12 protein-coding genes are annotated in these 13527 nt (G+C 70.4%); 7 read left to right on the top strand and 5 right to left on the bottom strand.

Annotated elements, in window-relative coordinates:
- The first annotated feature begins 51 nt into the window (after positions 1 to 51).
- Positions 52 to 543, top strand: coding sequence for a pyridoxamine 5'-phosphate oxidase family protein (locus tag ON39_RS27835; protein WP_040738829.1), 492 nt, complete (start codon positions 52 to 54; stop codon positions 541 to 543).
- Positions 544 to 620: 77 nt separating this feature from the next.
- Positions 621 to 1196: a TerD family protein gene (locus ON39_RS27830; RefSeq protein ID WP_040738827.1), complete on the top strand. Its 576-nt coding sequence runs from the start codon at positions 621 to 623 to the stop codon at positions 1194 to 1196.
- A 107-nt stretch (positions 1197 to 1303) separates the two neighbouring features.
- Here ON39_RS27830 and ON39_RS27825 read toward each other — a convergent pair whose 3' ends face one another.
- Genes ON39_RS27825 through ON39_RS27805 form a run of 5 tightly spaced genes read right to left on the bottom strand, consistent with a single transcriptional unit; the run spans position 1304 to position 7378 of the window.
- A complete protein-coding gene (locus tag ON39_RS27825; protein WP_040738825.1) occupies positions 1304 to 2716 on the bottom strand; it encodes an MATE family efflux transporter in 1413 nt (470 codons plus the stop codon).
- Positions 2717 to 2765: 49 nt separating this feature from the next.
- Positions 2766 to 3800, bottom strand: a complete 1035-nt coding sequence (locus tag ON39_RS27820) for a PLP-dependent cysteine synthase family protein (protein ID WP_040738824.1) — start codon at positions 3798 to 3800, stop codon at positions 2766 to 2768.
- A gap of 38 nt (positions 3801 to 3838) precedes the next feature.
- Entirely contained in the window at positions 3839 to 5203 is a 1365-nt protein-coding gene (locus tag ON39_RS27815; protein ID WP_085998273.1) for an alanine racemase, read from the bottom strand.
- On the bottom strand, positions 5194 to 6204 hold the full coding sequence (locus ON39_RS27810) for an ornithine cyclodeaminase family protein (RefSeq protein WP_174412569.1): 1011 nt from the start codon (positions 6202 to 6204) through the stop codon (positions 5194 to 5196). The genes ON39_RS27815 and ON39_RS27810 overlap by 10 nt, the downstream gene beginning before the upstream one ends.
- Positions 6176 to 7378, bottom strand: a complete 1203-nt coding sequence (locus ON39_RS27805; RefSeq protein WP_040738822.1) for a TauD/TfdA family dioxygenase — start codon at positions 7376 to 7378, stop codon at positions 6176 to 6178. Before ON39_RS27805 ends, ON39_RS27810 begins: the two co-directional genes overlap by 29 nt.
- A gap of 261 nt (positions 7379 to 7639) precedes the next feature.
- Between ON39_RS27805 and ON39_RS27800 the strand changes: the two genes are divergently transcribed.
- From ON39_RS27800 to ON39_RS27780, 5 genes are all read left to right on the top strand, one after another.
- Positions 7640 to 9157: an ABC transporter substrate-binding protein gene (locus tag ON39_RS27800; protein ID WP_040738821.1), complete on the top strand. Its 1518-nt coding sequence runs from the start codon at positions 7640 to 7642 to the stop codon at positions 9155 to 9157.
- Positions 9157 to 10197 (top strand): ABC transporter permease, encoded by a 1041-nt coding sequence (locus ON39_RS50140; RefSeq protein WP_040738867.1) that lies wholly within the window; start codon positions 9157 to 9159, stop codon positions 10195 to 10197. The genes ON39_RS27800 and ON39_RS50140 overlap by 1 nt, the downstream gene beginning before the upstream one ends.
- Before the next feature lie 83 nt (positions 10198 to 10280).
- Complete coding sequence (locus tag ON39_RS27790; protein ID WP_246002817.1) at positions 10281 to 11045, top strand: ABC transporter permease; 765 nt, start codon at positions 10281 to 10283, stop codon at positions 11043 to 11045.
- Positions 11042 to 12751 carry an ABC transporter ATP-binding protein gene (locus ON39_RS27785; RefSeq protein ID WP_051187205.1) on the top strand — a complete coding sequence of 570 codons (1710 nt, stop codon included), beginning with the start codon at positions 11042 to 11044 and terminating at the stop codon, positions 12749 to 12751. Before ON39_RS27790 ends, ON39_RS27785 begins: the two co-directional genes overlap by 4 nt.
- A gap of 28 nt (positions 12752 to 12779) precedes the next feature.
- Entirely contained in the window at positions 12780 to 13517 is a 738-nt protein-coding gene (locus ON39_RS27780) for a lytic transglycosylase domain-containing protein (RefSeq protein WP_040738865.1), read from the top strand.
- Positions 13518 to 13527: the final 10 nt, after the last annotated feature.

Raw genomic sequence — 13527 nt, 5'->3', positions numbered from 1 at the left:
TTGCTAGCGCGGCACAGCCCGTCGCGCTCGACGATCTATGAGGTGACGAAGATGGCAGCCGGAGCGAGCCCCGCGCAACGTCAAGACCACTCGACAGATCACGCCGATCATCCCGAGCTGGACGTGCTACCGGAGTGGCCGCAGGAGACGATCGCGGTGCTGGTCACCACCGACCCCGCGCCGCACGCGATCCCGGTGTCCTGGCCGGTGCGCGCCGGGGATCGGCGCATCCTGCTCAGTCTCAAGTTCGACCGAGGATCGCTGGCCCGGCTTCGCGAGCGCCCGCAGGTCGCGCTGCTGATCCTCGGCGGCGGCAATGTCGCGCTGTGCGCGCGCGGCACCGCACGGGTCATCGCCGAAGAGATGCCCGACGCCGCCGACTACGCGGCGGTGCGGATCGATGTCGAGGCAATCGACGATCATCGCCAGTCGGCCTTCGCGGTGGCCGACGGCATCCAGCGCACCGTGCTCGACTCGGCCGAACTGCACGCGCTGGAGGGCCGGGTGCGCACCCTGCGCTCCTGGGCCGATGACCAGAACTGAACGGGCACAACAGTTCCGGGACCCACGACGATAATCGGGAACGAAGGCGGCGCGAACGAGCCGCGTGAAAGGGATTCATGAGCGTCACATTGGCCAAAGGCGGAAATGTTTCGCTGTCCAAGCAGGCAGCCAACCTCAGCAAGGTCTCGGTGGGACTCGGCTGGGACGTGCGCACCACGACGGGCGCCGACTACGACCTGGACGCCAGCGCGCTGGCCACCGGACCGGACCTGAAAGTGCTGTCGGATCAGCATTTCGTCTTCTACAACAACCTGCGTTCGCCGGAGGGCTCGATCGAGCACACCGGCGATAACCTGACCGGCGAGGGCGAGGGCGACGACGAGGTGATCAACGTCGACCTCAGCGCCACCCCGCCGACCATCACCAACATCTTCTTCCCGGTCTCCATCCACGACGCCGACGCGCGCAACCAGTCGTTCGGGCAGATCCGCAACGCGTTCATCCGCGTCGTCGACGCGTCGACCGGTGTGGAGCTGGCCCGCTACGACCTCACCGAGGACGCGTCCACCGAGACCGCGATGGTCTTCGGCGAGCTGTACCGGCACAACAACGAGTGGAAGTTCCGCGCCATCGGGCAGGGCTACGCCTCCGGCCTGGCCGGCATCGCCCGCGACTACGGCGTGCATATCTGATTCGGCGCGAACGAGCGCGGATCTTCCGGATTCTGTCGGCCTGCGGGCATCGGGAAGATCCGCGCGGTCGCTCGCCCCGCCCTCGAATCAGCGCCGCCGGTTCGCAATCAGCTTGGGCTGCGCAAACTTTCCGGCGCCTCTCGCACCCACCGCGGCCGCGCCCGCTCCCCGGTGTCGAGCAAAGCGAAGTACCGGCGGAGCATCAGGACGGCCGTGGTGGCCAAGCCCGCGGTGAGACCCCACCAGACCCCCGCCGCGCCGAGCCCGGCCGGGAAGGCCAGCAGCAGGGCGACGGGCAGGCCGACGCCCCAGTAGCCGATGACCGACAACCGGAATCCCGCGTTGGTCTGCTTCAGCCCGCGCAGCAACCCGTTCCCGATGTTCTGCGCGGCGTCGAAGAACTGCAAGACGATGCCGATCAGCAGCAGGGTGTGCGCGATCTGGATCGTCTCGGAGTCGTGGGAGTTCAAGAACGGACGCAGCACGAGATCGGGTGCGATCACATAGACCGCGCCGGTGATCGCGCCGACGACGGCGACGTGGCGCAGCGCCAGCCACGCCAGCGCCCGCGCGTGCCGATACTCGTCGCGAGTCACCGCGTGGCTCACCAGGATCGACGCACCGTGGGACAGGCCGATGGCGACCTGGAACACGATGTAGATGATCTGGTAGACGATATTGTGCGCGGCCAGCGCCGCCGGGCCGATGCTGCCCATGACCAGCGCGAGCACCGAGAACATGCCGGCCTCGGAGCCGTAGGTGAGCGCGATGGGGCCGCCGAGCCGCAACTCGGCGAGCACGGTCGAGCGGCGCACCGGCCACGGCCGCAGCGGCAGGGTCGCGCCGAGCCGCGGGTCGCGGCGCACCATCGCCCAGAAGACGCCGAAGGTGATCAGGAAGACCAGCGAGGTCGCCACGCCGATACCGGTGAGGCCCAGCTCCGGCAGCCCGGCGCGGCCGTGGATGAAGGCAAGCGCCAGTACGAGATTCAGCACCACCGAGCCGAGCGTGACCAGCAGCAGGGCCTGCGGGCGCTGCATGCCGACGGTGTACTGCCGCAGCACCTGGAACCACAGACACGGCAGCAGGCCCGGCGCCAGCGCGACCATCAGCGGCCGCGCGTCGGCGAGCACCCCCGCGTCCTGCCCGAGCCAGCGCAGCGCCCAGCCGAGCCCGATCAGCAGCGCGCCGCCCACGAGTCCGGCGAGCGTGGCGATCAGGAAGCTCGACCGGAGCACGTCCTCGATCTCGTCGTCGGGGGAGTCGCCGCGCTTGCCCGCCGCGCTCACCGCGGTGGCGATCTGATTGCCGCTCGCGGTGATCAACCCGACGCACATGGTGCGAATCTGGTTGAACAGCGCGATCGCCAGCCCGCCCGCCGCCACCTGCTGCACGCCGAGCGTGCCCATCAGCACGACGTTGGTGGTCGACACCGCGATCTGCGCCAGCTGCGTCATCGCGATCGGCGTGGCCAGCGCGGTCAGCCTGCGGCTGTCCGCCCGATAGCCCGACAGGTTCACCGGGCTACCTCCGTTCGCGGCCCGCGGACGCCGGGTCGAACCGATCGCTTCATCGCGCCTCCGCGAGCTCGGCGCGGCGGGCGGCGGGGGCGTAGCGGTGCAGCATGGTTTGTACCTCGGCTTCGGCGGCGGGGTCGAGCAGGTCGCGTTCGGCCATCCAAGCATCGTCGAAGACCGTGTCCAGGTACTTCTCGCCGCCGTCGCAGACGAGGGTGACGATGGTCGATCCCGGCGGGAATTCGTCGAGGCGGCTGAGCGCGGCGTGCACCGAGCCGCCCGCCGAGCCGCCGATCATCAGGCCGAGTTCGGCGGCGACCGCGCGGGCGGTGGCGAAGGCGTCGATATCGGAGACCTTGACGCCCTCGTCCAGCAGCGAGTAGTCCACCGCGGTGCCGATGGTGGCGCCGGGCGGGGTGCCGGTGCCCGACTGCCAGTACGGTCCGCCCTCGCCGCCGAAGGCGATGGAGCCGACCGGCTCGACGCCGATCACCCTTGCGGGGCAACCCAGTTGGCGCAGCCGGGTCGCGGTGCCGAACAGCGAACCGCCGGTGCCGACCGAGGAGAGCAGGATGTCGACCCGCTCCACATCCTCGAGCAGCTCCTCGGCCACCGCGTAGTAGCCGACGGCGTTGGCGTCGTTGTTGTGCTGCTCGGTGAAGTACGCGTCGGGCCGGGCCGCCGCCATGGCCTCGGCCAGGTCCTCCCGCGCCGAGGTCGCCAGGGTGTCGTCGCCGTCGTCGGCGACGAACACCAATTCCGCACCCATTGCTCGCATTGCGCGCAGCTTGTCCTTACATGCGTGATGATCGACCACTGCGGTGAAGCGATACCCACGTTCGGCAGCGACTACCGCGAGACCGAGCCCGGTGTTCCCGGATGTGGACTCGATGATATGCCCGCCACCGGTCAGCAAACCGCGCCGCTCCGCGTCGAGCACCATCTCGCGGGCCATTCTGATCTTGGCCGCGCCGGTCGGGTTGAACTGCTCGAGCTTGAGCAGTAACCGGGTGCCGGTCGAGGTCGTCGCCAGTTCGAACAGCGGCGTGCGGCCGATCAGATCCGTCACGCGCGTGACGAGCGGCATGGAGTGTCTCCTCGTTCGGGGGGATGGGTTCGGTGGGGTCAGCCGTCGAGCGTCCAGCGGAACCGGTCGCCGGGTGCGTCGTGCAGCACCACTTTCGGCGGGATCGGTAGTTCGTGAAACGCGGATTCGTTCGAATCCATCTGGTAGCCAGCGGTGTTTGGGTAGATCAAGAGGTCGCCGACCGCGGCGGCGCGGGGCAGCGGGATGCGGCGCCAGCTCAGCAGGTCGGAATCGAGGCAGGTCGCCGCGCCGACGCTGGTGGGTGTGGCGGTGCCGGGCCGCGTCGGCCACAGCAGCGGGTCGGGCAGGTACTCGCTCTCGAACCACTGCTCGGACAGGCTCAGGCTGGTGCCGTCGACGGTGAGCAGGTGGTACGGCGCGCCGTCGACGTGCCTGACCTTGCTGCCCCGCACCCGGAAGACGGTGAACCCGGCGTGCGCGAGCAGCGCCCGGCCGGGCTCGATCGCCAGCCGAATCGCGTTGTCGCGCAGGCTATCCGCGAGGCCGTCGTGCGCGAGGATCGCTGCGAGCATGTCCGGGCCCGGCGCGGGAAAGTGATAGGGGTAGTACGACTCGAACGACTTGCCCGCGTGGAACCACCGTCGATCGACGCGCTCGGTGAACTCCGTCCACGCCGCCTCGGGCACGTAGTCGACGCCGAACCCGCCGCCGATGGACAGCGTCGTCGCGGGGTGGCCCAGTGTGCGTGCGTGCAGGCAGCGGGCGATCAGTTCGCGGGCCAGTACGGTGCGGGCCGCGGCGTCGTAGCCGGACAGGTGAAAACTGAAGCCCTCCAGGCGGATCGAGTCAAGATCGCCGAGCGCGGACAGGGCGTGCTCGAGTTCTTCGTCGGTCAGGCCGAACCTGCTGGCCGACCCGGCGGGCAGCACACGCAGCGTGACCCGGGCCGAGCCACCCAGTGCGTCAAGGCGTTCCAGCTCGCCGAGGTCGTCGACGGCGATGAGCGCGCGGTGCCGGGTGGCCAGCCAGAGCAGTTCGTCGGACTTGGCCGGCCCGGTCACCATCAGATCGTCACCGCGGACGCCGTTGGCGAGCGCGGCCGTCAGCTCGCCGGTGCTCGAAACATCGACGCCCGCACCGCTTTCCGCGCAGGCCCGCACCACGGCCGCGGACTTGTTCGCCTTCTTGCCGTAGTAGATGACTCCGTCGACACCCGCGCGCTCGAACGCGGCGCGGAATCCGTCGATATTGCCGCGCACCCGGGGCGGGTACATGACGTGGAACGGCCCGCCGACCGCGAAAGCGATGTCACCCAGCAGATTCGGGTCGGCCAGCGCGCGGCGTTCCCACTCGTCCAGGTGCGCCGGGACCGGGGCGGCGCTGATCGGCTCAACGCTTGTGGTTTCGCGCGCCACCCCGATCTCGCCGGTGTCTAATCCCACAGGGGCACCTCCGTGCCGCGGCCCTCCGCGATGGCGCGCTCGGCCAGCGCGTGCGCGACAGCGATATCGGTCAGCACGAGGCCGCTGTTGTAGACGAAGACGCGCTCCTCGTCCGAGCGGCGCGCGACCGCGCGACGACTCAGGATCTGCGGCAGTTCGGCGTCCACCGCGCGCAGGGTTCCGTCGGGCCCGACCATGTCCGTGCCGGTCAGCGCCATCTGCTCGGCGCTGGTCGCGATCACCCGGTCGGCGTCGATCAGGGCGGAGGGGGCGAGGCCGTAGCCGACCAGCACGGCCGTCGAACCCGGTGCGAGATCATCGGATTCGAGCGCGACCTCGGTGCCGGGCCCCGCGGTGGCCAGTACCACGTCGGCGGTCGCCGCGGCGGCCCGCGGATCCTCGACCGTCTCCAGCAGCGCGTGCGGGTAGTACTCGGCGAGATGCCGGTGCACCGCGTCCAAGCCCTCCGGGTGTGTCCCGTACAGCATCAGCTTGCGCAGCTGGGGATTCGCGGCGAGCAGGTGCGGCAGCGCGTTGCGGCCCTGGGTGCCGGTGCCGATCAGCAGCACGCTCTCCGCGCCACGCCGGACCGTCTCACGCACGAGCAGCGCCGACACCGCGGGCGTGCGCAGCGCGCCGACCCTGGCGCAGTCCATCATCGCGATCGGCGCGCCGGTGCTGTCGTCGTAGAGCGTGATGGTCGTGTAGTAGCGCTTGGTGCTGCGATCGTGGCCGGGGTCGAACTTGTAGGAGGTCTTCATCGCGACCACGCGGCGGCGGCCGTCGCGGCCGAGCATCGCGTACGACACCGACCAGCCGTCGGGGTTGGCCACGCTGAGTTTGCGTGGGTTGTCCGAATCACCCGCGGCGAACGCGAGATACGCGTCCTCCACGGCCCGCACTACGTCGCCGGGCGTGATCGGCACGCCCGCCAGGTCGCTGCGGCTCAGCACCCGCAAAGGGGTGCTGCGGTCACGGGTGTTCAAAGGATCCTCGATCATGTGTAGCTTCCCGCTCTGTCGCCACCGGCTGGTTCACCCGGTGTCCATCCGGACGGACCGGCTCGCGGCCGCCGGACACGAACGCGGAGGTGGCTGCCGCTCGGAACGGGGCGACGATCCGTTGCCCGTAACCATTCTCGTCGGACTCCTCGGCCCGCCGCCGTCGATCGGGCAGGCGCACGTTCACTCGCTTCAGCCAGCGGTCGGTGCCGTCGTAGCGCGCGGTGAACGGCACCCGGCCGTGCACCGCGACGTCGTTGTCCACCAGCAGCAGCTCGCCGGGGGTGAGGGCGGCCGTGACGCAGACGCGCTCGAGTTCGTCGGTGAGTTTCGCGTAGGCGGCGCGGAATTCGGGGTCGGCATCGTCGAGCGGGGTGTAGGCCGGGTCGTAGCGCAGCGTGGTCTCGTCCGGGCCCGCCGGGCTCCACAGCGTCGGCAGCGGCGCGGCCGAATACTGTTCGTGCCCAGTGCCGTACGAGACATCGGGCAGGATCGGCAGCAGCGGCGTGCTGAGCAGTCGCCGCTGCGCCGCGGCGAGCTCGACCCGCCGGACCGAGGACACCGTGGTGCCGACCGAGTCCGGATTGCGCAGGCAGCCGAGCATGAGCAGATTGGCCCGCTCGGGGTGGAAGGCGTCCTCGGAGTGCGGGCTGAGCAGGGTCTTGCTGCTCGCGCCGGACTGCTCGTGCTCGTGGCCTGGGGAGGGCAGAATGTTGTTGACCAGTCGCCCGCCCTGCTGGCCCTGCCAGCCGAAAGGCTCACCGGCACAACGGGCCAGCAGCAGCATGACCAGGTCGAGCTCGAACGAGCGCGCGCGCAGGTCGGCGGCGCCGCTCCACCGGGCGGCCTCGCGCCAGTCCGGCGGCGTCGGGCCGAATTCGTCGTCGGTGAGCGGGAGCCTGCGCACGATGGTGGCCCCCGCCGCGGTGGCGGGCGGGCGCAGGGCGTGGTGGACGTCGTCGGGCAGTTCGGCGACCCCGGCGTCGATCTGTGCGATCAGGACCGGATCGGTCAGGGTGGTGGCGGCCGCTGCCGCGTCGCGCAGCGCCGAATCCAGTGTGGTAGATATCTCCCGCGCGAGCTCACGCACCGCACGCCCGGCGGCGTCGGGGAGTTCGCGACGCTCGATATCCTGCGGGTGAAGCGTCTTACGTTCGGAGAGAACGCCTTTCACCGAGGGAGTCCCTTCTTCGCATCGTTCGAAAGAGCAGGAGTGACGTCGATCTGCGAAGCTAGCCGGTCTGGCGACGTTAAGCAAGGCTTACCTAAGCGAGTCTTCAAAAATAGCAGAAACGCATAACAATGGGGAAGTTCGACGCGATCGGGGCCGCGTGGCGCGCGTAACCGATTAGGCTAGCCTGTCCTGATCGCATCGGGGCGTCGGCACGCCTCGCGGTCGTGCGCGAGGTTGTTCGTCCAGGAAGAAGGCAGCGCAATGGGTTTGAATCGGCGGCAACTCCTGCAGTCCGGTCTCGGCGTCGGGGCGGTGCTCTTCGTCGCCGCCTGCTCGAAGGACACCGAGTCGGCCGGCCCCGCGCGTCGCGGCGGCACGCTACGGGTGGGCGCGCTCGGCACCGCGGCGCGCAGCGAACGCGACCCGCACGCCAACCTCAGCAACGACAGCGACTTCCTGATCACCTCGCTGGTGTACGACGCGCTCACCGTGCCGGGCGGCGACCCGAATGTCGCGCCGCGCTTGGCATCTCGGTGGGAGCCCGACGCCGAGCGCCGGCGCTGGACCTTCACCCTCGCCGACGGCGCGACCTTCCACGACGGCACCCCGGTCACCTCGGACGACGTGGTGTGGTCGCTGCGCAGGCTGCGCACGGTCGGCGGCGCGTCGAAAATGCCGGTGGCGGTGGAGGACATCACCGCGGACGGGCCGAATCGGGTGGTGCTCGCCGTGCCGCAGCCGAACACGCAGCTGCCGCTGCTGGTGCGGTTGATGACGTTCACCGTCAAGAAGGACACCACCGACTTCACCAAAGCCGTTGGCACCGGGCCATTCCGGCTGGAGTCGTACCAGGGCGGCAACGCCAGGCTGGTGCGCAACGAGCACTGGCACGGCCCCGCGCCGCTGCTCGACGCCGTCGAGGTCACCATGTTCGAGAGCGTGACCGCGCTCGGGAACGCGGCGCTCGGCGGGCAGATCGACCTCGCGTCGAACGTCGGCGCGATCGCGGGCCGGACCGCGGAGGGGCGCGGTGACCTGCGGGTGGTGCGCCGCGGCAACGACACCATGCTCGGCGTCGCGATGCGCGCCGCGGACGGGCCGTTCGCGGACGCGCGGGTCCGCGAGGCGGTTCGGCTCGGCGTCGACCGGAAAGCCTTGGTGAATCAGGTGCATTCGGGGTACGGCACGGTCGCCAACGACATTCTCGGCACCGCCGACCCGCAGTACGACACGTCCATCGCGCAGCGCACCCGCGACGTCGACCGCGCGAAAACGCTGCTGCGCGAGGCGAATTTCGACACCGGGCGCAGTTACCCGCTGGTGACCAAGGCGGAGGCGCCCGGCGAGGTCGAGTCGGCCAAGGTCATCGCGGGCCAGCTGGCCGATATCGGCGTCCGGCTCGACGTGGTCACCCAGGAGTCGAACGCCTTCTACGACCAGACCTGGTTGAAGGCGCCGCTCTACACCGTTTCGTGGGGCACCAACGACTCGGTGCTCTTCTACGCGGACAAGCTGATGGCCGGGGCGTCCAACCGGAACGAAACCGCCTTCAAGGACGCGGCGTTCGACGCGGCCACCGCGAAAGCCCTTGCGGCGCAGAGTGACGCGGACTACACGCAGGCCTGCCGCGAGGTGCAGCGGATCCAGCACGATCGCGGCGGGTACCTGGTGTGGGGCATGGCCGACGGCATCGACATCGCCTCCACCCGGGTACACGACCTGCCCACGCTCGGCGGCTTCGCCAGGGTGCAGCTGGAACGAGCCTGGTTGGCGGAGTGATCTCGTTCGCGCGCCTGCTCGCCCGGCGCATCGCACTGCTGATCGGTTTGCTGGCAACGGTGTTCGTGGTCGTCGACCTGTTGCCGGGCAATACGGCGCGCGCGGTGCTCGGCCGGGACGCGACACCGGAACGGATCGCGGCCAAGGAGCACGAACTCGGGCTCGATCGGCCACTGCCGCAACGGTTCTGGGACTGGATCTCCGGCGTCTCGACCGGCGACTTCGGGCACACCGCGCGCGGGCGATCCATCAATGAGCTGCTCGCGGCCAAGTTCCCGCCGACCCTGCTGCTCGGCGGCCTCGCGGTGTTGCTGACCGTGGTCGTCTCGCTGGTGCTGGGCGTGTGGTGGTCGGCGCGACCGAGTGTTGCGCCGAATGGCGCTGTGGCAGAGAAGATCCAAGCGGATTCGACCGTCGGGTTCGGTGTGGGGACCGGTGGACGCGGTGAGGTGGTCCGGGAGCGTGCGAGGACGATCCGGCACGGCGGGATGGGGCTGATGCGGCCCGTGACGACCATCGCGGCGGCGATTCCGGAGTTCGTGGTCGCGACGCTGTTGATCCTGGTGTTCGCGCTCGCCGCGGGGTGGCTGCCCGCCGTCACCATCACCGGCCGCTCGGGCTTCCCGGCGAGCCCTGACATGCTGGTGCTGCCGGTGCTCGCGCTGGCGATCCCGCAGATCGGCTGGAACACCCAGGTGGTGCGCGCGGCGATGGTGGACGCGGCGCAGTCGCCGCACGTGGAAAGCGCTGTGCTGGACGGCATCTCCACGCCGGCCGTGCTGCTGCGGCACGTCCTGCCGTTCGCGCTGCCCACCATCGTGGCGAGCTTCGCGACCACCGTCGGGATGGTGCTCGGCGGATCGCTGGTGGTGGAGACCATCTTCAACTATCCGGGTCTCGGCGCGGTGCTCGCCGGTTCGGTGGCCGATCGCGATGTGTCGGTGGTCGCCTCGGTGGTCGCGCTGTCCGGCGCGGTCATCATGTGCGTGCTCGCCGTGGCCGACGGAATTCGCGCGTGGTCGTTGCGGGGGAGCGGATGAGATCTCTACTGCGCCGGCGTGCCCATGAGTCGTCGGCAGTGTCTGCGAAACAGCTTCGGGCACAACGTCTTCGATTGCTGACCGTGCTGCCGGCCGTGCTGGTCACGGTGCTCGCCGTCTTGGGCCCCACGCTGGCGCCGCACGCGGCCGAGGCGCCCGTCGGCATCCCATTCGGTCCCGCGGACTCCGACGCCTGGCTCGGCACCGACCGCCTGGGCCGCGACGTGCTGAGCCAATTGCTCTACGGCGGTTGGGGTCTGCTCCTGCTCTCCGCCGTGATCGCGGTCGCGGTGACCGCGCTGTCGTGTGTGCTCGGCACCGTCGCGGCGTTGCGACCGCGGGTCGGCCTGGTGATCGAGCACGCCACCGACTTCGCCATGCTGCTGCCCGCCGTGCTCGGCATCCTGCTGGTACTGACCTCCTGGCCGGACGCGGGCGCGGCCGGCTTGCTCGTCGTCGCCCTGCTTTTCGGCACCCCGTACTGCGCCAGGGTTTTCGCCGCGGCCGCCGCCGGGGTCGCGGCCTCCGGTTATGTCGAGGCGGCCCAGGCGAGCGGCGAAACCCTGTCGCACTTGGTTTTTCGCGAGGTGATCCCCAATCTGCGCGAGGTGATCGCCGCCCAGCTCGGCCTGCGCTTCGTGACGGCCGTCTACGTCGTCAGCACGGCCTCGTTCCTGCAGTTGCCGACCACCGTCGGCGCGAGCAACTGGGCGGTCATGGTGCGCGAGAACGCCTCCGGCATGCTGCTCAACCCGTGGGCGGTGCTCGCGCCGAGCCTGGCCATCGCGATCGTCGCGGTGAGCGTGAACCTGGCCGTCACGGCCTTCGGCCGAGGGGAGCCGCGGTGAGTGACCCCGCCGTCGATATCGATCAGCGCCGCACCGGTGTCGAGCTGCCCCCGGGATGTGCGGGGCGGTCCGATGCTGTCGAGCCGAGCCCGGAGAACCGCGCTGAGCCGCGGGTGGTGGTCGACAAGCTGTCGGTGCGCGCCTCGACGGGCCTGGATTTGTTCGGCCCCATGAGTTTCCGGATGGCCGCGGGCGAGATCACCGCACTCACCGGCCCCTCCGGATCGGGCAAGACGACGTTGATGCGAGCGCTGCTCGGACAGTTGCCCTCCGGCGCCGCACGCTGCGGCGGCTCGGTCCGCGTGGCGGGCCACGACGTCTTCGCGCTCGATCCTGCTGCGAGGCAGCACTTCCGGCGCACGAACGTGGCCTACGTCGGCCAGGATCCCGGCTCGGCGCTCAATCCGCTGATGCGCGTGCACAACCTGGTGCGCGAGGTCGCCGGACACGCCTCCCGCGCCGAGGTGCTCGAGACGCTGGAGCTGGTCGGCCTCTCCGCCGAACACCTACGCCGCCGAACCGCCGAACTCTCCGGCGGCCAGCAACGCCGAGTCGCCCTGGCCCGCGCCCTGATCCGCCGAACCGGCGTCCTGATCCTCGACGAACCCCTCGCCGGCCTGCACGGCGCACTACGCACCGACATCGCCCACCTACTCACCGAGATAGCCGCAGAACGCGCCACCGCCATCCTCCTCTCCGGCCACGACACCACCACCGTGCACGCGATCGCGACCGACGTGATCGAACTCGGCAGCGCGGTCGCCGTGCCGAGCCTCGTTCCCGACAGTCGTGCCCCCACAGAAGGAACGGCAGACAATGGGTGCCGGTCGCCGGAACTCGCTGCGCCGGTGCGAGTTACAGCGACTCGCGACAGGTTGCCCCGCGAAGTCCCAACACCGCTCAGTGCGGACTCGCGCCGGGGGTTTGCCGACGAGGTGCTCCGAACGGATTCCTCGGCCACGGCTTCCAGCCCACTACTACTGCGCGCCAACAACATCAACGCGCGGATCGGCGACCGGGAAATCCTGGCGGACGTCGACCTGGAGCTGGCAGCGGGCACCGCACTGGCCGTCGTCGGCGTATCCGGCGCGGGCAAGACGACCCTCGCCAGAGCCGTCGCCGGCCTGCACCGCACCGCGACGGGCTCCCTCGAACTGAACGGCACATCTCTCCCGCTCACCGGCCGCAAGCGAACAGCCAACGGCGGCAACGGCATCCAACTGGTGACCCAGAACCCACGCTCCGCACTCAACCCACGAAGAACCGTCGCCCAAACTCTCGGCCGCCCACTGCGCCGCCTCGCCGCGGTGCCGCGCCGCCGAGTGGCGCAGGAGATCGAGGCCCTGCTCGCCTCCGTCGAACTGTCCCCGGCGCTGGCCGTCCGCTACCCCCACGAACTCTCCGGCGGCCAGCGGCAGCGAGTCGCCCTGGCCCGCGCGCTCGCCGCGCGACCCACGGTCCTGATCTGCGACGAGATCACCTCCGCCCTGGATCACACCACCGCGGAGTCGATCATGACTCTGCTCGACCGCCTCCGCGCCGAGCGCGCCATGGGCCTGCTCGTGATCAGCCACGACATGGCCCTTGTGGCCGCCTACTGCCCGCGCCTGCTCGTGCTCGATCACGGCCGAGTGGTCGAATCGGGTGCGACCCGCGCCATCCTCGCGGCCCCCGCGCACCCCGCGACGCGCGAGCTGCTCGGCTGAGTTCCGCGCGCCGCCCCGCCGGATCTGGATGATTGGTGGAGTGCTCCTGAAGAAGACCGGCGCGTTGGCCGCCGTCATGGTGACCCTCGCGCTCGCCGGTTGCGGAACCGACCGCGATCTCCCGCCGATCCCCGAGGGCATCCCGCCCGGCCCGGGCACCCCGCTGCCGGTGATCGACCTGGACGGCCCCGGCCGCACGGCGGTCCAGCTGCGCGGCTGGGCCGAGGAGCAGGCCGAGCGCATGGCCATCCCGCCGATCGCGCTGGAGGCCTACGGCTACGCGGCGGGCGTGCTCGCCCGATCCAGGCCGGACTGCGGCATCGCGTGGACGACCATCGCCGGCATCGCGAGCGTGGAGAGCATGCACGGCACCCATCGCGGCGCGCACGTCGACGAGGACGGCACGGTGCGCCCGCCGATCATCGGCATCCCGCTCGACGGTGCGCCGGGCGTGGCGCTGGTCAAGGACACCGACGGCGGCGCGCTGGACGGCGACCCGGAGTTCGATCGGGCGATCGGCCCGCTGCAGTTCATCCCGGAGACCTGGAAGCGCTGGGGCGTCGACGCCAACGGCGACGGCGTGGCCGACCCGCAGAACATCGACGACGCGGCGCTCACCGCGGCCCGCTACCTGTGCGCCAGCGGCGGCGACCTGACCTCCGAATACGGCTGGCAGAAGGCGCTGCTCACCTACAACCAGTCCAGAGGCTACCTGTTGACCGTGCGCGACCGTGCCGCCGCCTACAGCGTCGGCCGCCGGGTATGACCTGCCGCAC

This window comes from Nocardia tenerifensis NBRC 101015 (assembly GCF_000308715.1).
In the GTDB taxonomy this organism is placed as follows: Bacteria; Actinomycetota; Actinomycetes; order Mycobacteriales; family Mycobacteriaceae; genus Nocardia; species Nocardia tenerifensis.
Note: the sequence above shows the minus strand (reverse complement) of the source record. Positions and strands in the feature narration are given on the sequence as shown.

Coding starts and splice junctions, on each gene's coding strand:
- ON39_RS27835 (WP_040738829.1), top strand. CDS start 52: ATGGCAGCCGGAGCGAGCCCCGCGCAACGTCAAGACCACTCGACAGAT.
- ON39_RS27830 (WP_040738827.1), top strand. CDS start 621: ATGAGCGTCACATTGGCCAAAGGCGGAAATGTTTCGCTGTCCAAGCAG.
- ON39_RS27820 (WP_040738824.1), bottom strand. CDS start 3,800: ATGCCGCTCGTCACGCGCGTGACGGATCTGATCGGCCGCACGCCGCTG.
- ON39_RS27810 (WP_174412569.1), bottom strand. CDS start 6,204: ATGATCGAGGATCCTTTGAACACCCGTGACCGCAGCACCCCTTTGCGG.
- ON39_RS27800 (WP_040738821.1), top strand. CDS start 7,640: ATGGGTTTGAATCGGCGGCAACTCCTGCAGTCCGGTCTCGGCGTCGGG.
- ON39_RS27780 (WP_040738865.1), top strand. CDS start 12,780: ATGATTGGTGGAGTGCTCCTGAAGAAGACCGGCGCGTTGGCCGCCGTC.